We start from the raw sequence: 24,443 nt of genomic DNA on the forward strand, positions 1-24,443 counted from the left end.
CCGTTATATCAAGTTCTTTCACGTTGCTGTTAGGCATAAACTGATCGATGCCCCAGGCACTTGGTAAACTAAGTGCCTGGGGTATGAGCAAAGCCAGTTTCCAGTAACTTTGCGTTCAGTACTAAATGTGTTTCAGGGTGGTTCCGAAACACGGACCCACATTGAGGCTATGCATGCTACAACTGGGCTGGTTTAAATAACGGTGTTAGCTTAGAAACCTCTATCGAGGCGCTACGGGCGTGCTCTGGAGAGGTGACATTGATAATGCCAAGGGCTTGAGAAAGTTCCATTTAAAAAGGGTCCATGATGAACATGAACCCTTTTTACACCAGCCAGCGGATCGGTCAACCGATCCTTAAACGATCGGCATTAGCCTTATGGCTAACGTTTTTTCAAGTGCTGACTTTATTTATTTCAGATCAAAGCGATCATTGTTCATCACTTTGAACCAGGCTTTAACGAAGTCACGGATAAATTTCTCTTTACCATCTTGTTGAGCATAGACTTCGGCGTAAGCACGCAACACTGAGTTTGAACCAAACACCAAATCGACACGGGTGGCAGTCCACTTTACAGCTCCGCTCTGGCGATCCACTATCTGGTAAGCATTGCGACCGATCGGTTTCCAACTGTAATTCATATCAGTCAGGTTGATAAAGAAGTCATTGCTCAATACCCCGACTCGGTCAGTGAATACTCCGTGCGGCGAAAGGCCATAGTTGGCTCCAAGTACCCGAATGCCACCTACCAGCACTGTCATCTCACGGGCCGTGAGTCCCAACAACTGTGCACGGTCGAGCAGCATCTCCTCCGGCTGAACCTTATAGTCCCCCTTCTGCCAGTTGCGAAAACCATCGTGCAGTGGCTCAAGGAAAGCAAAGGATTCTGAGTCAGTCTGCTCGGCGCTTGCGTCTCCTCGTCCTGGCGAAAAGGGGACGACGATCTCGACACCGGCTTTCTGGGCGGCTTGTTCCACGGCTGCGCTACCACCAAGTACTATCAGGTCGGCTAGACTGACAGGTTTGGCTAGTGTGGATTGCAGAGCGTTCAAGGCATTGAGCACCTTCTCAAGACGGGCCGGTTCGTTGCCTTCCCAATCCTTCATCGGCGCGAGACGAATGCGGGCACCATTAGCCCCACCGCGAAAATCGGAGGCACGGAAGGTACGGGCGCTGTCCCATGCTGTGGCGATAAGATCAGCAGGAGCTATACCGCAAGCCAGTAGCTTACCTTTGAGCTCCTGGATCTCGTCGTCGGAGAGTTGATAATTTACAGTCGGCACCGGATCTTGCCATACCAGCACTTCACTTGGCACTTCTGGGCCGAGATAGCGGCTGCGTGGCCCCATGTCCCTGTGCGTCAGTTTGAACCAGGCACGGGAAAAAGCATCGGAAAAGAGTTCCTGATCGGCAGCGAAACGCTCTGAGATTTCCCGGTATATGGGGTCAAAGCGTAGGGCCATGTCTGCATCGGTCATGATGGGATTACAGCGAATGGAGGGGTCCTCTACATCCACCGGACGATCTTCCTCTTTGATTATTACTGGTTCCCATTGCCATGCACCGGCCGGACTCTTCTTGAGCCACCAATCATGGCCCAACAACATCTTGAAGTAACCATTATCCCAGCGGGTTGGATGGCTGGTCCACGCTCCCTCAAGACCGCTAGTCACTGCATCGCGGCCGATGCCACGGGTTTCATTGTTGATCCAGCCAAGCCCTTGCTCGTGTACATCGGCACCCTCGGGGGCTGGCCCCAAACGAGCGGCACTGCCGTTACCATGAGCTTTACCAACAGTGTGACCACCGGCAGTTAGGGCGACAGTTTCTTCATCGTTCATTCCCATACGGGCAAAAGTGACACGCATGTCGTGCGCAGTTTTGATAGGGTCTGGGTTACCATCGACCCCTTCTGGGTTAACATAGATGAGACCCATCATCACCGCCGCCAGCGGGTTTTCCAGGTCCCTTTCACCGCTATAACGGCTACCTTCGCTGCCGCTTGGTGCCAGCCACTCTTTTTCTGCGCCCCAGTAAATATCCTTCTCTGGATGCCAGATATCCTCACGGCCACCGGCAAAGCCGAAGGTCTTGAGCCCCATAGACTCGTAGGCTACGTTACCTGCCAGAATCATCAGATCGGCCCAGGAGATCTTGTTGCCGTATTTTTGTTTGATGGGCCACAGTAGGCGGCGAGCCTTGTCCAGGTTGCCGTTGTCAGGCCAACTGTTGAGAGGAGCAAAGCGCTGGTTGCCGGTGTTGGCTCCTCCGCGTCCGTCTGTAGCGCGGTAGCTGCCTGCGGCGTGCCATGCCATGCGGATCATCAGACCACCATAGTGGCCCCAGTCGGCTGGCCACCAAGGTTGGCTGTCGGTCATCAGAGCATGGAGGTCGGCTTTGAGTGCATTGTAGTCGAGACTGTTGAAGGCTTCGACATAATCGAAAGACTCATCCATTGGATTGGTCTTGCTGTCATGTTGGTGCAGGATATCGAGATTGAGGGCGTTGGGCCACCAGACTTGATGCGCCTGGCTGGCGGAAGTAGTGGCACCAGAAGCGAAGGGGCATTGACCGACCCCGCTAGAGTTTTTTTCCATTTTTGATCCTTTTCTTTGATATAACACGTTGAGATGTTTTGCTTCGATTAGATCGTCAGTCAGCTAACGAGCACTTTTGCAAACAACGGTGTTAAGTAAGGCAAAATGCCCGTCGAAATTTCGGCTTATACCAACCCAAGTTTAGCTCTTCTTCGCATGGAGTGTGGCCCCTCTACTTATCACATTGAGCAGAAGCATCAAGTAGCGTACTCGGCGAGTTGATGCTGCATCAAAAGTAATACTGGCGTTCAATGTTTGCGGTATGCATGGCTTGAAAAACCACGATATTCCTCAGAAACGGACACCATTCGCTTAAAAACGCAAAGGACACTATTGCGTTGGGTGATATTGGCTATTTGTCTGGAACGAGAACATTCTACGTGGCATTACACTTATGTGTGATCTAGCGACCACTATCGAATTAATAGACAAAACAGATTGCTGGGAGAACCACACCAGGCTTGGCACCAGCCCCACAGGAGAGCAGCGTTAGATAAAGTCACAACTAATACGGCCTAACATGTACCGATGTTTATACCCTTAGCCCCTGCACCTTGAAACACGGGCAGGTGATACAAAGCCTGAAGTATTGCGCCAGAGCAACGTGCTGAGGCTATCGAGTGGCTTAAAGCGGCTGAGGACAAGGAGAGAGAAGAAGCAAAGGCCAGAATACCCGACCCCATGAAACCGGTTATTACGCGGCATACACGCGGGGATTACGTGGCTGGGCAATAATGTCTTTATCAATCCAAATGTAAGAGCTGCTTCACAGATTTGAATTACAATTTTTTCAGTTCGATTATTTTCTACTATTACCCTCAAGGCCGCGTCCAAAGCGGCTTTTACACTTTATTATTGTGTGTCACTGGCTTTAGTTTTTAGCTCACTCCCCACGTAAAATAAAATAATTAATAATAATCATAGTGTTACATGTTGGTTGAGTCAGGTTTCTAGCAGCCTCAACTGAAAAACACTGAAATTCTTTTCACTTTTTTCAGTCGCGGGTTTTTTGAGAAAGCCCAGGCATGGCGCGTGCTGGCGGGGCTGTTTGTAGGAAAATAAAACTGAAAAAATTTTACGATCCAAAGTGTGCAGGCGGGTGCGGTGTAGTTCCATTTCCGTCATATATGAATTTAGTCCTTGCTCAAACTTTCTTTGATAGTAAAATCTTAATACTCTTGGGGTGTGCCGGTTTCCGGTCATCCAGTTAGTATATTGGGTGTAACTAATTTTGAGAGCTAACGCTCTAGCTACTTTAGCTAGCCTATTCCTTCTAGGCGGTACACTATTCACTACGTTTGACGCCCCAAGAGTAAAATTTAAAGGAGCTATATATGAGTTTGTCTGATCGTGTGTGGTGGACAAAAAAATCCAGAACTCAGGCCGAGAAACGCCTATTATCAAATGATTTCTATTCTCAAGTTATTTTGTTGTGGTATTCTATATTTTTAGTTTTTTATTCAATCTACGGGCTAAAGAGTGCCTCTGAAAGTCAATTATTTTCAGTTGTCATGGTTGCATTATCAGTCTTAGTTTTATGCGCTACGCTTTTTGTCAGTAATAGATCTTTCAAAGAGAGGTCTATGTTGATAAAACAATGTTATGAGCAATTAAGTATTATATATAATAAGTCTTCAAAGCCTAATTATAATGAGTGTGACTTAGAGATAGAGTATCAAAATATATTGAGTATTTGTGAGAATCACAAGGATATTGACTATAAGTGTGCGGTTTTTAATGAGTATTACTGTACGCCAAAAGCAAAGCGCGATGGTTTAACAAAGACCCCTACATGTGTTATTAATATTAATGTTTTATTCTATTACTTATTTAGATGTATTGTGGTGATGTTTTTGTTTGTTTTTCCTATTGGTATTTTTTGCTTTTTAAGGTGACAATATGAGAGTTTGGGAGCAATATTCTCGACTATTTGATAGTGCTAGTTTGCTTGATATATATAATAGTTCTATTATATTTTCTCCTGCGACTGGAGTCGACAATATGTCACATGAGAAGCTACGCAATGTTATTGATGAGCAAGTCGGAATAATATCAAGAAAAGTTACTGTGGGTAATTATAAGTTCACAAAGTATAAATTAAAGTTGATAGGGAAAGGTAGAGGGAAAGCACCAAGAGAAATTTCCATTCCTACTATCAGGGACAAAATAGCCCTTAAGGCCTTATGCAAATTTTTACAAGCTAGATTTGCGGGTTCTGTATCTTTTGAATTACCACAAATTATTATTCGTAAGATAAAGTACGAGCTTGAAAATGACAAGTATGATACTTTCATAAAATTAGATGTTTCAAATTTCTATCCCAGTATCAAGCATGAAGAATTAATAAAAAGAGTCAAAAAAAGAGTAAGGGATGAGCGGATAGTATCATTAATAAATAGCGCAATAAAAACCCCTACCGTAGCACGATCTACTTCCTTCGATGAAATACCTAGCGTAGGTGTACCTCAAGGTCTATCGATATCTAATATATTAGCTGCAATTTATTTATCAAATATTGATAAAGCTCTTAACTCTCTTAGTGATATAAAATATTTTAGATATGTAGATGATATATTGATTCTTTGTGACGCAAAGCGTTGTGCTGGTTTAACCGCAGACATAATTAAAAGATTTAAAAGAATTGGATTGGTTATACATAAACCTAATGAAAGTTCAGGAAAGTCATCAATAGGTAGCGTAAACGTAAATAGGTTTTCATATTTAGGCTATGATTTCGTCAGCGGATTAGTATATGCAAGACAGAGTTCAATGGCTAAGTTGCGTGAGTCATTATTAACGATATTCACTGAATTTAAGTATTCAAAAATAAAAAGCATTGAATTTCTTGAGTGGCGTTTAAATTTAAGAATAACTGGTTGTGTTTTTCAGGGGAAATCAAAGGGGTGGGCTTTCTTTTTTTCAGAAATAACAGATGAATCATTTTTGCATGAGATGGATTTATTCTTAAAAAAACTTTGCATAAGATTTAATGTTGATTTGAACTTAAAAAATTTCGTAAGAACCATTTATAGCATTAGGCATAAGCGTTTAACAACACGATATATACCTAACTTTGATGACTTCACTATTGAAGAGATGATTCATGTATTAGAATTTTACTTTAAAAAATCCACTACTGATATGGCTCCAACAGAAATAATTTATAATTTCAAGAAGAGAATAAGTAAGCAAGTTAAAGATTTAGAAACGGATATAATAGACGCAGGTAGTACAAGGTCTTAATATGTCATCTGCATATTTCCATACCACTGCAACATTTCCCTACGCCCTTCCAAATATTGCACATGGTTATAAGTTCCTCGAATCGAGTTCTTATCAACGTGCGCAAGCTGCATCTCAATCAATGCGCTTTCAAAACCGTGCTCATGCAGAATAGTGCTCATAGTATGGCGGAAACCGTGCCATGTGGCCCGGCCATGATAACCAAGCATCTTGATTACTTTGTTAATGCTGGCTTCACTCATTGGTTTACGTGCATTGTTGTGGTCAGGAAAGAGCAGATTATAGCGCCCGGTCAACACGTTAAGATTTTCAAGTATTTCTAATGCTTGTGTAGACAGCGGTACAAGGTGAGGGCGGCGCTTCTTCATCCTATCCTTTGGGAGCTCACACAACGCATTATCAAAATCAAACTCTGACCACTCCGCAGCGCGTAGCTCTATCACCCTTGGAAATCGCTAGACATACAATGAGTCTATATCGTTGTTTTTAAATGGTTTTATAGGCTTTACGGGATGCGTTTAGAAGCGTTTATGGTGTCCCCTGCAGGAATCGAACCTGCAACTAGCCCTTAGGAGGGGCTCGTTATATCCATTTAACTAAGGGGACAATGCGGGTAAAGGGCTTTAGCCGATTTGCCGGTGCAGTATACCTTTTTTTACCCGTAGAATAAGCGCTTAGCGGTGCGTTTGCTTATTCTGTCGCCAAAATGCAGTAAATTTTATACGGTAAGACCGGTTACATGGCGCTTTGTGGCCTGACCGTGTGAATTTATCCTCCTCAATCGTGTTCCCGTTTTCTCTACATCCACATTCTCTTGAACTCACTCGCTGAGCCTGTTTTCGCATCCAACATCCCAGAGAGCAACCAAAGGAAGCTTACCGAATGAGTAAGGAACACCATCTGGTATAGGAATAAAAATTTTCATTTGGCGCTTTTTTCTACGCAATTTTGATCTGGTGCTGAATATTACCCCTAATGGGGTACTTCCGCTGAGGGCTGCGGACTACGGGCGCTCAGCGGCTTATGGTATGATCCTGTATCCCGATGAAAACATGAGTTGCCCATGCTGGAAGCGAAAAATCTGAGTTGTATTCGTGACGACCGCCTTCTCTTCGATGGGTTGAGCTTTTTGGTGAGCCCAGGCGACATTATTCAGGTTGAAGGGCCAAACGGTGCGGGTAAAACCAGCCTGCTGCGGATCATTGCCGGGTTGGCTCAGCCTGATAGCGGTGAAGTGTTATGGCACGGGGCAAACACGCGCAGCAACCGCGAGCAGTACCATCTGGACTTACTGTTTCTGGGGCATCAGCCGGGAATAAAATCCATGCTGACCCCGTTTGAAAACCTGCAATTTTATCAGGCCGTACGCCAACCGCCTGATGCCAACGCCCTCTGGCTGGCGTTGGAGCAGGTAGGGCTGGTCGGCTATGAAGACGTGCCAGTGGCGCAACTTTCCGCTGGGCAACAACGGCGTGTTGCGTTAGCGCGCCTTTGGCTAAGTAACAACCCGCTTTGGATCCTCGACGAACCGCTAACGGCAATAGATAAGCAGGGGGTTGGGGAGTTGAGTGCGCTTTTTGAACATCATGCGCAGCAGGGCGGTATGGTGCTGTTAACCACGCATCAAGACTTAATTGATACTCGGCGGATGGTAAAGAAGATCCGTTTGGCGGATACCCGCGTGGAGAGTGCCTGATGTTCTTTATCATACTGCGTCGCGAACTGAAAATAGCCTTCCGCAAAGGCTCGGAAATTGTTAACCCGTTGTGGTTCTTTCTGATTGTGATCACGCTGTTTCCACTGGGGATTGGGCCAGAACCGCAATTGCTGGCGCGTATTGCACCGGGGATCATCTGGGTCGCGGCTTTGCTGGCTTCGTTACTTTCGCTCGAGCGCCTATTCCGGGACGACTTCCTCGATGGTTCGTTGGAGCAGTTACTACTGTTACCGGCACCGTTAGCAATGACGGTGCTAGGCAAAGTATGCGCTCACTGGGTAGTGACCGGGTTGCCGTTACTGATCTTATCGCCGCTGGTGGCGTTACTGCTGTCGCTGGACCTGAATACCTGGACAGCGGTGGCGCTGACGCTGCTGTTGGGAACGCCGATCTTGAGCCTGATTGGTGCTATTGGTGTGGCATTGACCGTCGGGTTGCGCAAAGGTGGGGTGTTACTGAGTTTGTTGGTGTTACCGCTGTATATTCCCGTGCTGATATTTGCCACCGCCGCCATCGATGCGGCATCAATGGGAATGCCGATTGAGGGTTACCTGGCAATACTGGGTGCCATGTTGGCTGGCAGCATAACGCTGGCACCCTTTGCGACCTCTGCAGCGTTGCGTGTGAGCGTACATTAGGCTGTGTCCCTTAATTGCCCGTGGTGCCGTCGCAGACCCAAAAGCCCGTTATCAAGGCGGAGGGTGAAGGGCAGAGTGGCCCTCTGTTCAAGCCCGACAACACAGAGAATGGGCTTGACCCACAGGGCTGGGGCCATTTGCGTGCATTGCTGCGTTGTTCGCCGCTTATTTGGTCCACCAAACCTCGCGGCTCACGCCTTGCCCTGTGCGCAAATGACCGCCAGCGGCGCTCGCGTGCAATTAAGGGACACAGCCTAGGTTTGTATCTGTGGCGGATGAAGGCCATTAAGAGCTTTTACCGCAGAAGAGCCGTTCGCCCCCTTACCGAAGGGAGCGGTTACCGAATGATTTTTACCGTGAGCAATGAAGACAATGTGGAAATGGTTACATCAGTTTGCCCGCCCTGAGCGGTTGTACCATGTCTGTGGCCGTTTTGTCCCTTGGCTGGGGATGGCGGGCGCTTTCTGTCTCCTGTTGGGTTGGGTATGGGGGTTTGGTTTTGCGCCCAAGGATTACCAGCAAGGGGATAGCTTCCGGATCATCTACATTCACGTCCCGGCGGCGATCTGGTCGATGGGCATTTATGCCTCAATGGCAATAGCGGCCTTTATCGGCTTGGTCTGGCAGATGAAAATGTCCGATACCGTGGTGGCCGCTATGGCGCCTGTAGGCGCAGTTTTCACCTTCATTGCTTTAGTGACCGGTTCCGCCTGGGGCAAACCAATGTGGGGGACCTGGTGGGTGTGGGATGCTCGTCTGACGTCTGAACTGGTATTGCTGTTCCTCTACATGGGGATTATTGCGCTTTACAACGCTTTCGACGATCGCCGCCTTGCCGGGCGCGCAGCGGGTATTCTGGTGCTGGTCGGTGTGATAAATCTTCCGATTATTCATTTCTCTGTCGAATGGTGGAATACCCTCCATCAGGGCTCCACCAATATGCAGCAAAGCATTGCCCCCACTATGCGCACCCCGCTGCGCTGGGCAATCCTCGGCTATTTATTGTTTTTCATTACGTTGACGCTAATGCGTTTACGCAACCTGATCCTGATCCAGGAACGTCACCGCCTTTGGGTGGCTGAGTTGGTTAACAAGGAGCGTCCACTATGAGTGCCGCATTCAGTTCCTGGCAGGCGTTCTTCGCCATGGGCGGTTACGCGTTTTATGTTTGGCTGGCGGTAGCGGCAACGTTACTTCCACTGCTGGGTTTACTGCTCCATACCCTGTGGCAGCGTAAACAACTGCTGGCTGAAGTCCATCGCCAAGTGGCGCGCGAACGGCGTATTCACCAATCAAAACAAAAATCAGCCATAGCTCAGTCTGATAACTCGCGGGGGACATTATCGTGAATCCACGCCGTAAAAACCGCCTTTACCTGGCCCTTGTTGTCCTGATTGGCATTGGGCTTACCGCCACGTTGCTGCTGTATGCATTGCGTTCCAACATCGATCTGTTTTACACCCCCACAGAAATTCTGCAGGGTAAGGGCGAAAATCATGAGAAACCGCAGGTAGGTCAGCGTTTGCGCATCGGCGGCATGGTAATGCCGGGCTCGGTCAAGCGTGACCAGAAAAGCCTGCAGGTGAGTTTCAAGGTGTATGACGCCCGTGGTGCAATTGATGTAACGTTCGAAGGCATTCTGCCGGATCTGTTCCGTGAAGGGCAGGGGGTTGTTGCTCAAGGGGTGCTGGGGGAGGGCAACGTGGTTAATGCCCGCGAAGTGTTGGCCAAGCACGATGAGAAATACACGCCGCCTGAAGTCGCAGATGCAATGAAAGAAAATCACCAGGGCCCGGCTTCAACCTATGCCAGCCCGCAAGAAGGGAGCAGCAAGTCATGATGCCAGAAGTCGGGAGTTTTCTGCTGTGCCTGGCATTGGCGATTTCGCTGCTGTTGAGTATTTACCCACAATGGGGCGCTGCGCGTCAGGATGCGCGCATGATGGCGGTAGCTCGGCCACTCACCTATGGCATGTTTGCCGCCATCTCATTGGCGTTTGCCTGCCTGGTTTATGCCTTTGTGACCAATGATTTCACGGTTTCCTATGTGGCGGCCAACTCCAATACGCAATTGCCGGTGTACTACCGCATTGCGGCGACATGGGGTGCACATGAAGGTTCGTTACTGCTGTGGGTGCTGTTGCTGAGCTGTTGGTCGCTGGCGGTGGCATTGTGTAGCCGGGCTATGCCGCAGGATGCGGTAGCGCGAGTGCTTGCAGTGATGGGAATGATCACCGCCGGGTTCTTGCTGTTCATTATTCTGACTTCAAATCCTTTTGTCCGTACCTTGCCAGGTTTCCCTATCGAAGGCGCTGACCTTAACCCGCTGTTGCAGGATATCGGGCTTATCTTCCATCCTCCTTTACTGTATATGGGCTATGTCGGGTTTTCGGTGGCCTTTGCCTTTGCCATAGCCTCACTGATGGCCGGGCGGCTCGATACCGCTTGGGCGCGCTGGTCACGCCCATGGACCACCGCCGCCTGGGTATTCCTGACCTTGGGAATTGTGCTCGGTTCTGCCTGGGCTTACTACGAACTGGGCTGGGGCGGCTGGTGGTTTTGGGATCCGGTGGAGAATGCCTCCTTTATGCCTTGGTTGGTTGGCACCGCGCTGATCCACTCGCTGGCGGTGACGGAAAAACGCGGAACCTTCAAAGCCTGGACGGTGTTGCTAGCGATTAGCGCGTTCTCGTTGTGTTTGCTGGGCACCTTCCTGGTGCGTTCCGGGGTGTTGGTTTCCGTACATGCCTTTGCCTCCGACCCGGCGCGTGGGATGTTCATCCTTGCCTATTTGGTGCTGGTGATTGGCGGTTCGTTATTACTGTATGCGGTGAAGGGTGGGCAGGTGCGCAGCCGGGTACAGCATGAAACCTTCTCGCGCGAAACTTTCCTGCTAGGGAATAACGTTCTGCTAATTGCCGCGATGCTGGTGGTGTTGCTGGGTACCTTGTTACCGCTGGTACACAAACAGCTTGGATTGGGTAGTATTTCTATTGGTGAACCCTTCTTCAATACCATGTTTACCTGGCTGATGGCCCCGCTGGCACTGTTGCTTGGGATTGGGCCGCTGGTTCGCTGGCGCCGCGACGAACCATCTAAACTGTGGCGCCGCCTGGGCGTGGCTTTGGTGGTTACACTGGTGTTGTCAATTCTTTTACCTTGGTTGCTACAGGATCGGATTGTCGGCATGACGGTGGTCGGGCTGATTATGGCGATTTGGGTGATTGTGCTGACCCTGATGGAACTCCATGAGCGCGCTACGCATCGTCATAGCTTCTGGCGCGGTCTGACACACCTTTCCCGTAGCCACTGGGGGATGGTTTTAGGCCACTTGGGCGTTGCGGTGACGGTGATTGGCATTGCTTTTAGCCAGAATTACAGCGTCGAACGCGATGTGCGCATGAAGGCCGGTGATAGCGTGGGAATACATGACTATCGCTTTATTTTCCGTGATGTTCATGACATTCGTGGGCCGAATTATACCGGCGCTGTCGGCATTATTGATGTGACCCGTAACGGCAAAGCGGAAGCAACGCTGCATGCGGAAAAACGTTACTACAGCGTGGCACGTAGCGTAATGACGGAAGCGGCGATTGATGGTGGGCTGGCCCGTGACCTGTATGCGGCTTTGGGGGAAGAGCTGGACGATGGCTCCTGGGCCGTGCGGCTCTATTACAAGCCTTTTGTGCGCTGGATTTGGTACGGCGGCGTGTTTATGGCAGTGGGTGGCGTGCTGTGTATTCTTGACCCACGCTATCGCATGAGCAAAAAACTCAAACAAGCGGCCAAGCAAGAGGGGGCAGTATGAACCGTAAATTACTCTTTATTCCATTAATCCTGTTCTTATTGCTGGTGGTGGCATTGTTGGTGCAATTGACGCGAAACGCCAAAGGGGAAGACCCTACGATGCTCGAGTCCGCGCTGATCGGTAAACCGGTACCCACCTTCAAGCTGGAGTCGCTCGAACAGCCTGGTAAAACCTTCGATCAGGCGGTGCTACGCAATGGCAAACCCATGTTGCTTAACGTCTGGGCGACCTGGTGCCCAACCTGCCGTGCGGAACACCAGTATCTCAACACGCTGGCTGCGAAAGGGATACGCGTAGTGGGGCTGAATTACAAAGATGACAGAGCTAAAGCGGTGAACTGGCTGAATCAGTTGGGCAACCCCTATGCACTCAGTCTGTATGACGGCGATGGCATGCTGGGGCTGGATCTTGGCGTTTATGGTGCACCGGAAACCTTCCTGATCGACGGTGACGGCATCATTCGCTATCGCCATGCCGGGGACATGAATGAACGCGTCTGGCAGCAGGAGGTATTGCCGCTGTACCGTAAATACGGAGGTGATGCATGAGACTGATAACCTTGCTGTTGGCGGCATTATTAAGTTGGAGTGCCGCTGCGGCAATCGATACCTACAAATTCAACTCGCTCGAGCAGGAACAGCAGTACCGCCAGTTGACCGAGCAGTTGCGTTGTCCTAAATGTCAGAACAACAGTATTGCGGATTCCAATGCCATCATCGCTGAGGACATGCGTACCAAGGTCTATGAGTTGCTGATGCAGGGGCAAAGCAAGCAGCAGGTGGTTGATTATATGGTGGCGCGTTACGGCAATTTTGTTACCTATGAGCCGCCGCTGACACCGGCAACCCTGATCCTGTGGCTCGGGCCGCTGCTATTTGTAATGATTGGTGGGGCTGTGGTGATATTGCGGACTCGACATCGCCGGGTGAGGCCTGGTAATGAGGCGTTCTCCGATCAGGAGCAACGGCGTCTTGCAGCGCTACTGGAAGAGACCGATAGGAAGAAACCCTAATGGCTTTTTGGCTGATGATAATTGTGCTGTTGGTCGGCAGTGCCGCTTTACTGGTGGTACCTGCGATGCGCTATGGCAAACAGAATAGTGCGGCTAGCCGCGATGCGTTGAATAAAGCGTTCTATCAGGAGCGTCTCGGTGAACTTGAGCAGGATGAGGAACTGGGGGTAATCGCTGAGCGCTCTGAGTTGGTGAAAGAGTTACAACAAAACCTGTTAAATGATATTCCGGGCCAGCAGGCGCAACCGGCACAGCCTATCAATCGCTGGGCTCTGCTACCCGGTGTGGTGGTTCTGGTAGTGGTCGCCGTTGGGTTTTATCTGAAAACGGGCGGATTGTCTCAGGTAATGGCCTGGCATCAAGTAGAATCGCAAATGCCCGAGTTGCGTGAGCGCGTTGCCGACGAGCGTGCCAAGCCGCTTAGCATGGAGGAGATTGCTCGGCTTGGTCTTGGGCTACGAACTTCACTGCAAAATGACGATAGGAATATCAACGACTGGATGATGCTTGGCCGTGTCGGTATGGCGATGAATAATGCCACCACTGCGACGCAGGCGTTTGCGCGTGCATACCGTTTGGATCCGAATAATATCGATGTGCGTTTGGCGTATGCCGAAGTGCTGACGCGGTCCAATGATCCGCAAGATAACAAGCAAGCGACCGAAATGCTGCGTAAAATGGTGGCTGAAGATCATACCAATCTGCGCGTATTGAGCCTGCTGGCGTTTAATGCCTTTGAACAGGAAGATTACCAACAGGCGATTGGGGCTTGGCAAGTGATGCTTAAGTTACTTCCGGCAGACGATCAGCGCGTTGAAGTCATAAAGCGCAGTATTGAACAAGCAAAGGTTCAGGCGGGGGAAGAAACTGTTAAACTTTCCGTTAATGTCACACTGTCACCACAGGCAGAGAAAGCACTTGCGCCACAAGGTATGCTGATCGTTTCAGTGACTGATGGAACAAGTCCGGTCCCTATAGCGGTTAAGCAGCTTCCTGTTAGCCGTTTTCCTATGGTCTTTTCTCTGGATGACAGTAACGCTATGATGCCTGAACGTCTGTTGTCGGCATTGCAGCAAGTGAAAGTGCGCGTTCGGCTCTCGCAGGATAACCTGACTACACCGCAGGCGGGGGAGTGGTTTGGTGAGAGCGGGTTGCAGGCGTTTAGCGGCAAGGAACAGGTCAGCGTTCAGATAGACAAACAGGTTCCCTGATAAAAAGAATCAATAGATTTTCATGGAGAAATATATGAATTTCCGCCTGACTGGGCTGGCTTTCGCGACGGTATTACTGGTGGGATGCGCCAGTTCATCAAGTAATGATCCACAAGGGCGTTCCGATCCCCTTGAGGGCTTTAACCGGGCGATGTTTAACTTCAACTTTAATGTGATGGATCCCTATGTGCTCCGTCCGGTTGCCGTTGCATGGCGTGACTATGTGCCTACCCCAGCACGCAATGGTTTGAGCAACTTTACTTCCAACCTGGAAGAACCTGCCAGCATGGTGAACGAATTCCTGCGAGGCAACCCATACCAGGGGATGATCCACTTTAACCGTTTCTTCCTCAATACCCTTCTAGGGATGGGCGGGTTGATCGACGTGGCTGGCATGGCTAACCCGAAACTGGCGCGTGAAGCACCACGCCGCTTCGGTGGTACGCTGGGCAGCTATGGTGTCGGTTACGGCCCTTATGTGCACCTGCCGGTTTACGGTAACTTCACTATTCGTGAAGACGGCGGCGACTGGGCAGATAGCGTTTATCCGGTGCTGAGCTACCTCACTTTCTGGATGTCGGCGGGCAAATGGGTAGTGGAAGGGATTGAAACCCGCGCTCAACTACTAGATTCCGACGGTTTGCTGCGTAACTCTTCCGATCCTTATCTGATGGTGCGTGAGGCTTATTTCCAGCGTCATGATTTCCTGGCTAATGGTGGGCGGCTCCAAGCGCAAGAAAACCCAAATGCCAAGGCAATTGAGGGCGATTTGGATGAGATCGACTCGGCGGAATAAGCGTTTCGGACTGAAACTGGCTAGTCGTCATTTTCGTCTCTAAATTATTTACTGTAAAAAGCCCATGATATTAAGGGGCTTTTTACGTTTTTTCATATTTTTTACCCACATTTCAAGTCCCCTCAAGTGCGTTTATCGGCTGACGCGTACTTCGAACAGTTAGGCAGTTTTCCCTCATTAGCGATGTTGTGCCCCATGCGAACTCTCGTCAGAACCTCAGACAGCCTAGACACCTTGCGCATTACAGATACGATATTAACAATTCAATTACATTAAATTGACACAATGTAAATAAAATGGTGACATAACCAAGCCAGCATTAAGGGATATTGGATGAGCGACAAGATAGCAGCCGCCGCCGCAGTCAACACGGATGACCCCATCTCTGTAGAAGCCAACCTGCCAAAACTTTCCGAGCTGGAGTATCGCTTCATCACCGAACCCGCTACCGCCGTTGCAGAGTTACAGGCTGGCCGTGTTGACTTGGCGATCCCACCAACCGTTCCCATCAGCATGATCCCCACCATCCAGGCTAACCCGAAGCTGGCGGTGGTGACCACCGATGGCCCGACCATTTACTCACTGCGTTACAACACCCGCCAAGGGATCACTATGGATGAGCGATTGCGTAAGGCGATGATACTCGGCGTTGATCGCGACACGATCATCAAATCGATTCTCGGTGGGCAGGCAGAACCTATTGCCAGCCTGCAAGGTGCGCGCTCTTTCGGCTGTGACCCGGAAATGAAGCCACTGCCTTATGACCCGGTCATGGCAAAGAAACTGCTGACTGAAGTGGGAGTTAAACCCGGCAGCAAAATTCAGATAGATATTCGCGGTAATGACGCCACCTTTAACGAGGTGGTGCAGGCGGTTTCCAGCTACCTGCAAATGATCGGCATCAATGCCACCATCAAGCCTTATGAAACCAACGTACTGCTCAACGATATTATTCCGCAGGGGAAAACCGGGGCGATGTTCCAACAGTCTTGGGGCGGCTGGACTTTCGATTTCGACAACACGGCATACTCCATGTACTACCCCGGCGAGAAATGGAATCCGTATAACAATGACCCTAAAATGCACGAGCTGCTGTTTCCCGATGGCGGTGAAAAAGTGGATCTGATGGCGCGCCTGATAACGCCGTTCAGCAATCCATCACACCTGTTGGGGACCGACCCACTGGGGCGCGACGTTCTGGCCCGGGTTATTACCGGCGGTAAAATATCGCTGCTGGTGGGGTTCACTTCGGTGATTGGTGCCGTGGTGATTGGCGTAACTATGGGGTTGATCGCCGGTTATTATCGCGGATTCTGGGATATGGTGGTGATGCGCTTTGCCGATGTGCAACTGGCATTGCCGTTTATTCTGTTAGCGATCACCTTTATTGCCATCGTCGGTGGCGGGCTGATGAATACCATCATCCTGCTGATCGTCTCGCAATGGGTGCAATATGCCCGCTTGGTGCGTGGTTCGGTACTGGCGCTGCGCGAGCGTGAATTTATCCTTTCGGCACATGCAATTGGCGTGAAAGATTGGCGTATTATCTTCCAGCATCTGTTACCAAACCTGCTTGGCCCGGTGATCGTGCTGAGTACACTCAATGTGGCGAATAACATTCTGCTGGAATCCAGCCTGACGTTTTTAGGTCTCGGTGTCGATCCCACCATTCCAAGCTGGGGAGGCATGCTGGCTGATGGCCGCACCTATCTGCAAACGGCCTGGTGGATTAGCGTATTTCCAGGGCTGGCTATTCTGTTGACGGTTCTTGGGTTGAATCTATTGGGGGATTGGCTGCGTGACAGCCTCGATCCAACAGGAAGGGCATCACGATGAGCATTATTTTTCAGCAACATATCGAGCACAGTCTTGAACAGTTGGTTGCGCGCTATACCGAACCGGCGATGCAGGGTGCCAGCGTTGAGGCGTGGCTGTTTGACGATCGCGAAAGCCGCCAAACTGCAGCGGCAAAACTGCAAGCCTGTGGTGTAAACGCCATCTTTCGTAGTGCCTATAAGCCGCTACTGCATTTCTTTCTTGAAGAGATTGATTGCAGCCAACTCGCGGAGGTTGTGATCCGCTATCCAAGTCATCCGGCTTGTGCACACAACCGTTTTCTGTTGGAAAGCTATCCGTTGAGCGCGCTGTTGGGGGAAGTGCCGGTGCAGTTTGTTGCCGCACAACGGACGGAATCTATTCAAGATATAGTCTATGACGTAACGCTGACCTATCAGGATGGCCGGCGGGAACAGCATCAGGTTTTTGCTCCCAACCGGCTCCATCTAGATTGCATTGGTGAGACGCTGCTCTCGCCAACCGGTTGGCTGGTGGTGACTCATCAAGGCAGTAAAACCAGCGAACGTTTCGAAATCGACCTTGAGCAACTGTTCCAGCAAACCATTACGGCAGTTGTGGATCATAAGTGGGGAGATAATGAACCCTACTTTGCGGAATTGAATATTGCTGTGCAAATCCCGGTTAAAGACCAACCGCTGGCTTATGGCCATGAAGCGATCAGCCTGGCCGAAGGGTTGCATGAGGATATTTATTTCTCACTGCTTGAAGTGTTCCAGCGTAAGTCTGGGCGCCCGTTGGGGGATCGTGGTCTGCAGCCAGGGCAGATAGTGCCTGATATTCGCTATACCAGCGGCGATCCCGCTGTCACTATCACATTGCGAGGCTTGTCGACACAGGACAGCACCGGCGAGACTCAAGTTTTGTCTACGGCGGCGGCACCGCTGTATGCCGGGCAGATTATTGAAGAGTTGGCCAGTTTGGGAGGCAATGAATTCACGGCAACCGCCCGTTCAGGCCGAACCGTTTATGGCCGTTATATTCATGGGACCGACCAGCCAATCATGATCAGTGCCGGGCAACATGCCAACGAAACCTCTGGTGTGGTGGGAGCCTTGCGTGCCGCACAGAATCTGAGTGCTCGCGAAGGGGGCCATTTCTCTATCTCGCCGCAGGAGAATCCCGATGGCTACGCGTTGCATCACCGGCTCCGAGCCACCCAGCCAAACCATATGCATCATGCCGCGCGTTATACCGCACTGGGAGACGATCTGGAATACCGTACCGGTGAGGTTCTGTGGGAAAAAGCCATCCGTACCCAAGCTGAAGTTCTGACCAACGCCAAGCTGCATGTTAATTTGCACGGCTATCCTGCTCATGAGTGGACACGACCATTTTCTGGTTATGTTCCCCGTGGTTTCGAAATGTGGACCTTGCCCAAAGGATTTTTTCTCATCGTGCGCCATCACGCTGGCTGGGAGAACGCTGCCGAGCGGCTGCTTGATGCAGTAACGCGCCAACTGGCGGCGATTGATGGGCTGATTACCGAGAACAGTGCGCAGATTGCCCTGTTTGAGCAACATGCCGGGGAAACTGGCTTTCGCATGATCAACGGTTTTCCGTGCCTGATTGGCGAGGATCAACGCCATACAGTGCCGTTAACTTTGCTTACCGAATATCCGGATGAAACGATTTATGGTGCAGGCTTTATTCGCGGGCATACCGTTCAGATGGCAACGGTGATTGCCGCCTACGATGCATTGCAAAAAGGGTTGTAGAAATACAATTAAAAAGCGCCCCGTGAGAGGCGCTTTTGCTAACTAGGAGAGGATTAGAAGCGGTAGTTGAAGCCAGCACCGTACAGCCAGGCTTTACCTTCAGAGTCGAAAGTATAAGGGCCTTCTTTGATGGTGACTCTCTGACCATGCATGTAGGAAACGCCCACATCAACAGAGGCATTTTTGTTGAATGCATAGCTTGCACCGGCGCTTAGCCAGGTACGATCTTGATCTGGGATCGAGATAGAGCGGTTTTGGGCTGGGACCGGGCTGTCATCAAAGGCGATACCGCCACGGAAGGTCCAGTTATCGTCATAGTAGTAGGTGGTACCCAACGCGATGCGATAAGCGTCACGGAAGCCTTCATGCTTCTGGAACAGCGTTTGACCGTTACTGTTGGTTGCTTTTAACTCCTGGAATTGACTCCAACTGGTGTAGGCCATGCTGTAGTGGATAGCCCACTGAGGTGCCACTCGGTTATAACCAGATACTTCCCAGATTTCCGGCAGGTTCAGGGTTAACTCCCCTGGTACGTTATTGCCATCAGTACCGGTTGGCAGACCAAACTGCCCTAACAGTCCGTTGTAGGCGGAAGGCAGACTGCTTCTGTAATCGCCTTCAAAGTCGATTTTTACTTCGGAACGGTAGGTAAAGCTGTAGCGGTGGTTTTCATTTAACTCATACAAAATACCCGCGTTCCAGCCGTAACCCCATTTATTACCTTCCAGATGTGTAATTTGTGTATCGCCAGGTATAGCAGCAATAGCGCCAGCCTGCTGAGGCGTTAATATCCCCTGCTTGCTCCCTTGGGAAGCGAGCAGAAGTGGCAGATCGCCCGCATAGCGCTCAATCTTGGCCTTGGCATACACCGCATTGAAACCCAGACCGAAACTGAATTGTTGGTTCAGGCGATAGGCTGTACTCAAATTAAGGTTCACGGTAGTCAGGTCTGTGGTGCCACCGACCGAGCCCGCCGGATAACTGTTACTGTACTCAGTTGCCAGACCGTAGTTACTGGTCGCAGAACCACCCACTGCCCACTGTTCATTAATTGGATGAATATAGTGAAGGTCAGGAACCCAAGCGGTCGGGGCGATGTCATCGGCATTCAGGCTCTGGCCAGAAGGAGAAGTGCCAGAGATATTAACATCAGGATCGATAAACACGACACCTGAAGAGAAAGAAGGGCTGTTAAACATCATCATAGTTGCCGGGTTACGGCTACCTGATGCTGCGGTATCGGCCACTGCACCTTCGCCGGAATAGGCACGGCCTAAACCAACGGCTGAAAATTCGTTTAGCTGGAATCCTGCGGCGTTTACGTTAGAAGAGATGATTGCCACTGCAACTGCAAGAGCTGATTTGGTAAACAGGTTTTTCTGGCTCATGACCAAAACCTCATTTTATATGTTTATCATTAAGCAATGTTACACAACGTAACACAGAGCGCGCGATTTTAGGGTCCGCTATCATTCTGACAAATCAGACCAGTGGCTGAATTATAGGTCCGACCTGTCGAAATGTTACAACTTTGTTTTGAACTTTTTTGCGATTGATAGCAAAAAGGAGATCTGGATAACAGAAAAATGGTGTTGCACAACAAAATTCCAACGAATTTTTAGCACATGACGATTTTCATTTGTTTTTTCCACCACTTAAAATACTTAAGAAAAGTAAGGCTAGTGATTGGTTAGCCCGAGGCGTAAAATAAAAACAGTGTTTTGTATATTTGCGCCAGATCATAAATGGCTATTTAGGTGAGCGTAAAAGCCACCCTGAGGAGATTTCGAATATGTCAGATGCAATCAATAAGTGTAATGCTCAGGAAACTGCGGCTTGTTGCTGTGTGGATGTGGGTACCGTGATGGACAATACGGATTGTACCGCTTCTTATAGCCAAGTATTTACCAATCAGCAAGATGCAGAGAAAACCTTGGCGGCATTGACTGAAAAGGCCCGTGGCGTTGAATCTGACCCGTGTGACATCAGCAGTAGCATTAAACCTGTTGACGGTGGCGTACAGTTGGATGTTGATTTCACCTTCGCCTGCCAGGCAGAAACGCTGATATTTCAGCTCGGCCTGCGTTAATTTTTGCTCCATTACCATGGGTTTTGCTCTGGCTGTAAGGTGAAAGACCCTGTGTAAACCTGCGTGAGCGTTGTCACGCAGGTTGATCGCTTCCTCGAAAGTTGCTCCCGCTCCCAGTTTTCACTTCTCTCGGTTTGCCAAATATAAACATTTGGTTAACAATGACCGCATCAGGTCGGACCTCTTCTGTCCGTTGTGTTAACGGCCTACATTCAGGAGTGCTTATGAGTAAGCCATTGCCGTTGGTTACACGCCATGGCGATCGTATCGCTATCGTTCGGGGAATACGTACACCTTTTGCTAAACAGGCGACCGCCTATCACGGCATTCCTGCAGTGGATCTTGGCAAAATTGCGGTAAGCGAATTACTGGCACGAAGTGGTCTCGATCCCGCCTTGATCGAGCAATTGGTGTTTGGCCAAGTGGTACAAATGCCAGAAGCGCCTAATATTGCGCGGGAAATAGTGCTTGGTACCGGTATGAACGTCAGTACCGATGCCTACAGTGTTTCGCGTGCCTGTGCTACCAGTTTTCAGGCGATCGCTAACGTAGCGGAAAGCATTATGGCAGGCAGCATCAGTATTGGTATTGCCGGTGGGGCTGACTCTTCTTCCGTGCTGCCGATTGGCGTCAGTAAAGCATTGGCAAAAACGCTGGTGGATGTGAACAAGGCGCGCAGCCTGTCGCAACGGTTGAAGCTGTTTAGCAAGCTTAAATTTCGTGATTTACTGCCGGTTCCCCCTGCCGTGGCTGAATACTCTACCGGCCTGCGCATGGGGGATACCGCGGAGCAAATGGCTAAAAGCCATGGCATAACCCGTGAACAACAGGATGCCTTGGCGCATCGTTCGCACCAGTTGGCTGCCAAAGCCTGGGAACAGGGGCTGTTGCAAGACGAGGTCATGACCGCCTATGTACCGCCTTATAAAACTCCGCTGCATGAAGATAATAATATCCGTAAAGATTCCAGTATTGACTCTTACGCCAAGCTGAAACCGGCCTTCGATCGCAAGCATGGTAGCGTTACGGCTGCCAACAGTACGCCATTAACCGACGGCGCAGCGGCGGTGCTGATGATGAGCGAGTCCCGTGCCAAAGAACTGGGTTTGGAGCCGTTGGGTTATCTACGCAGTTTCGCCTTCGCTGCTATTAATGTCTGGGAAGATATGTTGCTCGGGCCATCCTATGCCACGCCGCTGGCGTTAGATCGTGCTGGCATTACTCTGGCCGACCTCACCTTGATCGATATGCACGAGGCCTTTGCCTCACAAACACTGGCCAATCTGAAAATGTTCGCCAGCCTTGAGTTTGCCCAACAGAAACTGGGCCGCGAACAGGCGATTGGTGAAGTCGATATGGAGAAATTCAACGTACTGGGCGGCTCCATTGCCTACGGCCACCCGTTTGCCGCAACGGGTGCACGCATGATCACTCAGACTTTGTATGAGCTCAAACGGCGCGGCGGCGGTTTAGGGTTGACCACGGCCTGTGCGGCCGGGGGATTGGGTGCCGCGATGATTGTAGAGGTGGAATAATGAGTGTCGAAAACGCATTGCATGAGCAGCGAGCTAAACCTTCGGCGTTTCATCTTACGCTACGCCCAGACAATATCGGCGTGATTACCATCGATGTGCCGGGGGAAAAGGTTAATACGCTGAAAGCGGAATTTGTTGAGCAGTTCAACGATGTGCTGCTGAAAGCGCAACAGCTCACCACCCTAGAAGGGTTAGTGATCCTGTCCGGGAAAGCAGACTCTTTTATTGCCGGGGCGGATATCACCATGATTGCCGCCTGCAATACCGCCAAAGAGGCCGAGTTGTTGGCGAAGAAAGGGCAGAGTACCTTTGCGCAGATTGCCGCGTTCCCCGTACCCGTGGTGGCGGCTATTCATGGTGCCTGCCTGGGCGGTGGCCTGGAATTGGCCTTGGCTTGTCACAGTCGCGTTTGTTCGTTGGATGATAAAACGCAGTTGGGCCTGCCTGAGGTGCAGCTTGGGCTTTTGCCGGGATCGGGAGGCACTCAGCGTCTGCCGCGCTTGATCGGTGCCAGCAAGGCGCTGGATATGATCCTTACCGGTAAATCCATCCGTGCACGTCAGGCGTTAAAGATGGGGCTGGTGGACGATGCGGTGCCGCTCTCCATTTTGTTGCAAACCGCGATTGAACGCGTGCAGCAAGGTTGGCAATCACGCCGCGCTCTGCCGTGGCAGGAGCGTCTGCTTAACGGCCCATTGGGCCGAAGCCTGTTGTTCAGCATTGTAGGCAAGAAAACCCAGGAGAAAACCCACGGCAATTATCCAGCTGCAGAGCGCATTATTCAGGTAGTACGCACCGGGTTGGAGCAGGGGAGTGCCAGTGGCTATGAAGCGGAGGCTCTTGCTTTTGGTGAGTTGGCAATGTCACCACAGTCTGCAGCGTTGCGCAGCCTGTTCTTTGCTTCAACGGCGTTGAAGAAAGAACGCGGCGGTGATGCTAAACCCCGCGAGCTGCACCGTATCGGTGTGCTGGGCGGGGGCTTGATGGGGGGCGGGATTGCCTGTGTCACTGCCACCCGTGGTGGGTTGCCGGTGCGAATCAAAGATGTAAATGAGCTAGGTATCAACCATGCGTTGAAGTACACCTGGGATCTACTTAGCAAAAGGGTGCGCAGCAAGCGTATGCGGCCTGCAGAACGTCAGAAACAGATGATGCTAATCTCTGGTTCAACCGACTACAGCGGTTTTGCGGGTGTCGACGTGGTAGTGGAAGCGGTATTTGAAGATATAGCACTCAAGCAGCAGATGGTCGCTGATATTGAACGCTATGCCGCACCGCACACCATCTTTGCCTCGAATACATCATCGTTGCCGATCGGACAGATTGCCGCCAATGCTGCTAGGCCGCAGCAGGTGATTGGCCTGCACTACTTCAGCCCGGTGGATAAAATGCCGCTGGTAGAGGTGATACCGCACGCCACGACCAGCGAAGAAACCATCGCCACTACCGTCGCTCTGGCGCACAGGCAGGGGAAAACCGCGATAGTGGTCGCCGACCGTGCGGGCTTTTATGTTAACAGAATTCTTGCCCCTTATATTAATGAAGCTGCGTGCTGCCTGTTGGAAGGTGAGCCGATAGAATCCTTGGATAAAGCGCTGGTCGATTTTGGTTTCCCGGTCGGCCCGATCATGCTGTTGGATGAAGTGGGTATTGATGTTGGCACCAAGATCACTCCGATCCTGACGGCAGAATTGGGGCCGAGGTTTGCCGCGCCCGCAGCATTCGACGCTGTACTGAAGGATGGCCGCAAAGGGCGTAAGAATGGGCGCGGTTTTTACCTCTACCCAGCAGAAGGGAAACGGCGGCAGAAGCGCAAGAGTGCCGATAGCTCGATTTATTCGCTGCTGGGGATCACCGCCAAGCCCCATATTGAACATGGGGTGATTGCGCAGCGCTGTGTGATGATGATGCTCAATGAGGCGGCGCGTTGCCTGGATGAGGGGGTGATCCGTAGCGCCCGCGATGGGGATATCGGTGCCGTGTTTGGGATTGGTTTCCCGCCTTTCCTCGGTGGCCCCTTCCGTTATATGGATCAACTGGGTGCGGAGAAAGTGGTGCAAACCCTGCGCTATCTGCAACAGCACCATGGTGAACGCTTTGCGCCGTGCGAACGCTTACAGCGCATGGCCCAGCAGCAAGAACGGTTTTATCCGCAAGTAAGTTAACCTGCATAGCGGCCCTGTTTGCGCTACAGTTTGATCAGGGCCGTACTGTGATCGCTATCACT

General features: G+C 50.6%; 20 protein-coding genes, 1 tRNA gene and 1 pseudogene. 17 read left to right on the forward strand and 5 right to left on the reverse strand.

Annotation, left to right across the window (positions count from 1 at the left end; genetic code table 11):
• Positions 1-409: 409 nt before the first annotated feature.
• Together katG and SAQUA_RS08245 are read right to left on the reverse strand one after the other, a co-directional pair.
• Positions 410-2,596, reverse strand: a complete 2,187-nt coding sequence (gene katG / locus SAQUA_RS08240; RefSeq protein ID WP_380672463.1) for a catalase/peroxidase HPI — start codon at positions 2,594-2,596, stop codon at positions 410-412.
• A 942-nt stretch (positions 2,597-3,538) separates the two neighbouring features.
• A complete protein-coding gene (locus SAQUA_RS08245) occupies positions 3,539-3,721 on the reverse strand; it encodes a hypothetical protein (protein ID WP_380672465.1) in 183 nt (60 codons plus the stop codon).
• Positions 3,722-3,930: 209 nt separating this feature from the next.
• Between SAQUA_RS08245 and SAQUA_RS08250 the strand changes: the two genes are divergently transcribed.
• Together SAQUA_RS08250 and SAQUA_RS08255 are read left to right on the forward strand one after the other, a co-directional pair.
• Positions 3,931-4,491, forward strand: a complete 561-nt coding sequence (locus tag SAQUA_RS08250) for an SLATT domain-containing protein (protein WP_380672467.1) — start codon at positions 3,931-3,933, stop codon at positions 4,489-4,491.
• A 106-nt stretch (positions 4,492-4,597) separates the two neighbouring features.
• Positions 4,598-5,839 (forward strand): reverse transcriptase domain-containing protein, encoded by a 1,242-nt coding sequence (locus SAQUA_RS08255; protein WP_380672469.1) that lies wholly within the window; start codon positions 4,598-4,600, stop codon positions 5,837-5,839.
• On the opposite strand, the pseudogene SAQUA_RS08260 reads toward SAQUA_RS08255, so the two are convergent.
• Both SAQUA_RS08260 and SAQUA_RS08265 read right to left on the reverse strand, forming a co-directional pair.
• Positions 5,836-6,285, reverse strand: a pseudogene (locus SAQUA_RS08260) (tyrosine-type recombinase/integrase); the annotation flags it as partial. The gene SAQUA_RS08255 and the pseudogene SAQUA_RS08260 overlap by 4 nt on opposite strands.
• A gap of 85 nt (positions 6,286-6,370) precedes the next feature.
• Positions 6,371-6,445, reverse strand: a tRNA-Arg gene (locus tag SAQUA_RS08265).
• A gap of 457 nt (positions 6,446-6,902) precedes the next feature.
• On the opposite strand from SAQUA_RS08265, the gene ccmA reads away from it, so the two are divergent.
• From ccmA to SAQUA_RS08325, 12 genes are all read left to right on the forward strand, one after another.
• Entirely contained in the window at positions 6,903-7,535 is a 633-nt protein-coding gene (gene ccmA, locus SAQUA_RS08270) for a cytochrome c biogenesis heme-transporting ATPase CcmA (protein WP_380672471.1), read from the forward strand.
• Positions 7,535-8,194 (forward strand): heme exporter protein CcmB, encoded by a 660-nt coding sequence (gene ccmB, locus SAQUA_RS08275; protein WP_380672473.1) that lies wholly within the window; start codon positions 7,535-7,537, stop codon positions 8,192-8,194. Before ccmA ends, ccmB begins: the two co-directional genes overlap by 1 nt.
• A 372-nt stretch (positions 8,195-8,566) precedes the next feature.
• Positions 8,567-9,304, forward strand: a complete 738-nt coding sequence (locus SAQUA_RS08280) for a heme ABC transporter permease (RefSeq protein WP_380672475.1) — start codon at positions 8,567-8,569, stop codon at positions 9,302-9,304.
• Entirely contained in the window at positions 9,301-9,543 is a 243-nt protein-coding gene (gene ccmD, locus SAQUA_RS08285; protein WP_380672477.1) for a heme exporter protein CcmD, read from the forward strand. Before SAQUA_RS08280 ends, ccmD begins: the two co-directional genes overlap by 4 nt.
• The gene (gene ccmE, locus SAQUA_RS08290; RefSeq protein WP_380672479.1) at positions 9,540-10,034 is read left to right on the forward strand and encodes a cytochrome c maturation protein CcmE; all 495 of its coding nucleotides are present in this window, start codon (positions 9,540-9,542) and stop codon (positions 10,032-10,034) included. The genes ccmD and ccmE overlap by 4 nt, the downstream gene beginning before the upstream one ends.
• Entirely contained in the window at positions 10,031-12,001 is a 1,971-nt protein-coding gene (locus SAQUA_RS08295; protein WP_380672481.1) for a heme lyase CcmF/NrfE family subunit, read from the forward strand. Before ccmE ends, SAQUA_RS08295 begins: the two co-directional genes overlap by 4 nt.
• Positions 11,998-12,549 carry a DsbE family thiol:disulfide interchange protein gene (locus SAQUA_RS08300; protein ID WP_380672483.1) on the forward strand — a complete coding sequence of 184 codons (552 nt, stop codon included), beginning with the start codon at positions 11,998-12,000 and terminating at the stop codon, positions 12,547-12,549. The genes SAQUA_RS08295 and SAQUA_RS08300 overlap by 4 nt, the downstream gene beginning before the upstream one ends.
• Entirely contained in the window at positions 12,546-13,013 is a 468-nt protein-coding gene (locus SAQUA_RS08305; RefSeq protein WP_380672485.1) for a cytochrome c-type biogenesis protein CcmH, read from the forward strand. The genes SAQUA_RS08300 and SAQUA_RS08305 overlap by 4 nt, the downstream gene beginning before the upstream one ends.
• Positions 13,013-14,224 carry a c-type cytochrome biogenesis protein CcmI gene (ccmI, locus tag SAQUA_RS08310; protein ID WP_380672487.1) on the forward strand — a complete coding sequence of 404 codons (1,212 nt, stop codon included), beginning with the start codon at positions 13,013-13,015 and terminating at the stop codon, positions 14,222-14,224. The genes SAQUA_RS08305 and ccmI overlap by 1 nt, the downstream gene beginning before the upstream one ends.
• A gap of 34 nt (positions 14,225-14,258) precedes the next feature.
• On the forward strand, positions 14,259-15,020 hold the full coding sequence (gene mlaA / locus SAQUA_RS08315) for a phospholipid-binding lipoprotein MlaA (protein ID WP_380672489.1): 762 nt from the start codon (positions 14,259-14,261) through the stop codon (positions 15,018-15,020).
• 333 nt (positions 15,021-15,353) lie between these two features.
• A complete protein-coding gene (locus SAQUA_RS08320) occupies positions 15,354-16,856 on the forward strand; it encodes an ABC transporter substrate-binding protein (protein WP_380672491.1) in 1,503 nt (500 codons plus the stop codon).
• The gene (locus SAQUA_RS08325) at positions 16,853-18,592 is read left to right on the forward strand and encodes a hypothetical protein (protein WP_380672493.1); all 1,740 of its coding nucleotides are present in this window, start codon (positions 16,853-16,855) and stop codon (positions 18,590-18,592) included. The genes SAQUA_RS08320 and SAQUA_RS08325 overlap by 4 nt, the downstream gene beginning before the upstream one ends.
• Positions 18,593-18,645: 53 nt before the next feature.
• Here SAQUA_RS08325 and fadL read toward each other — a convergent pair whose 3' ends face one another.
• Positions 18,646-19,980 carry a long-chain fatty acid transporter FadL gene (gene fadL / locus SAQUA_RS08330; RefSeq protein ID WP_380672495.1) on the reverse strand — a complete coding sequence of 445 codons (1,335 nt, stop codon included), beginning with the start codon at positions 19,978-19,980 and terminating at the stop codon, positions 18,646-18,648.
• A gap of 404 nt (positions 19,981-20,384) precedes the next feature.
• Here fadL and SAQUA_RS08335 point away from each other — a divergent pair, with 404 nt between their 5' ends.
• The 3 genes from SAQUA_RS08335 (at position 20,385) to fadJ (ending at position 24,381) form a co-directional block, all read left to right on the forward strand.
• Positions 20,385-20,681 (forward strand): YfcZ/YiiS family protein, encoded by a 297-nt coding sequence (locus SAQUA_RS08335; protein WP_380672497.1) that lies wholly within the window; start codon positions 20,385-20,387, stop codon positions 20,679-20,681.
• A gap of 224 nt (positions 20,682-20,905) precedes the next feature.
• Complete coding sequence (gene fadI, locus SAQUA_RS08340; RefSeq protein ID WP_380672499.1) at positions 20,906-22,216, forward strand: acetyl-CoA C-acyltransferase FadI; 1,311 nt, start codon at positions 20,906-20,908, stop codon at positions 22,214-22,216.
• Complete coding sequence (gene fadJ / locus SAQUA_RS08345; RefSeq protein WP_380672501.1) at positions 22,216-24,381, forward strand: fatty acid oxidation complex subunit alpha FadJ; 2,166 nt, start codon at positions 22,216-22,218, stop codon at positions 24,379-24,381. The genes fadI and fadJ overlap by 1 nt, the downstream gene beginning before the upstream one ends.
• The last annotated feature ends 62 nt before the right edge of the window (positions 24,382-24,443 follow it).

The organism is Serratia aquatilis (assembly GCF_044865145.1).
GTDB lineage: Bacteria > Pseudomonadota > Gammaproteobacteria > Enterobacterales > Enterobacteriaceae > Chania > Chania aquatilis.

Bases quoted from the DNA above. Each gene is read 5' to 3' on its own strand.
- fadI (WP_380672499.1), top strand. From the start codon at position 20,906: ATGAGTAAGCCATTGCCGTTGGTTACACGCCATGGCGATCGTATCGCT.
- ccmB (WP_380672473.1), top strand. From the start codon at position 7,535: ATGTTCTTTATCATACTGCGTCGCGAACTGAAAATAGCCTTCCGCAAA.
- ccmI (WP_380672487.1), top strand. From the start codon at position 13,013: ATGGCTTTTTGGCTGATGATAATTGTGCTGTTGGTCGGCAGTGCCGCT.
- SAQUA_RS08305 (WP_380672485.1), top strand. From the start codon at position 12,546: ATGAGACTGATAACCTTGCTGTTGGCGGCATTATTAAGTTGGAGTGCC.
- SAQUA_RS08325 (WP_380672493.1), top strand. From the start codon at position 16,853: ATGAGCATTATTTTTCAGCAACATATCGAGCACAGTCTTGAACAGTTG.
- SAQUA_RS08255 (WP_380672469.1), top strand. From the start codon at position 4,598: ATGTCACATGAGAAGCTACGCAATGTTATTGATGAGCAAGTCGGAATA.
- ccmA (WP_380672471.1), top strand. From the start codon at position 6,903: ATGCTGGAAGCGAAAAATCTGAGTTGTATTCGTGACGACCGCCTTCTC.
- SAQUA_RS08300 (WP_380672483.1), top strand. From the start codon at position 11,998: ATGAACCGTAAATTACTCTTTATTCCATTAATCCTGTTCTTATTGCTG.
- fadJ (WP_380672501.1), top strand. From the start codon at position 22,216: ATGAGTGTCGAAAACGCATTGCATGAGCAGCGAGCTAAACCTTCGGCG.
- SAQUA_RS08335 (WP_380672497.1), top strand. From the start codon at position 20,385: ATGTCAGATGCAATCAATAAGTGTAATGCTCAGGAAACTGCGGCTTGT.
- SAQUA_RS08280 (WP_380672475.1), top strand. From the start codon at position 8,567: ATGTGGAAATGGTTACATCAGTTTGCCCGCCCTGAGCGGTTGTACCAT.
- SAQUA_RS08295 (WP_380672481.1), top strand. From the start codon at position 10,031: ATGATGCCAGAAGTCGGGAGTTTTCTGCTGTGCCTGGCATTGGCGATT.
- katG (WP_380672463.1), bottom strand. From the start codon at position 2,596: ATGGAAAAAAACTCTAGCGGGGTCGGTCAATGCCCCTTCGCTTCTGGT.
- mlaA (WP_380672489.1), top strand. From the start codon at position 14,259: ATGAATTTCCGCCTGACTGGGCTGGCTTTCGCGACGGTATTACTGGTG.
- fadL (WP_380672495.1), bottom strand. From the start codon at position 19,980: ATGAGCCAGAAAAACCTGTTTACCAAATCAGCTCTTGCAGTTGCAGTG.
- SAQUA_RS08250 (WP_380672467.1), top strand. From the start codon at position 3,931: ATGAGTTTGTCTGATCGTGTGTGGTGGACAAAAAAATCCAGAACTCAG.
- SAQUA_RS08245 (WP_380672465.1), bottom strand. From the start codon at position 3,721: ATGACGGAAATGGAACTACACCGCACCCGCCTGCACACTTTGGATCGT.
- SAQUA_RS08320 (WP_380672491.1), top strand. From the start codon at position 15,354: ATGAGCGACAAGATAGCAGCCGCCGCCGCAGTCAACACGGATGACCCC.
- ccmD (WP_380672477.1), top strand. From the start codon at position 9,301: ATGAGTGCCGCATTCAGTTCCTGGCAGGCGTTCTTCGCCATGGGCGGT.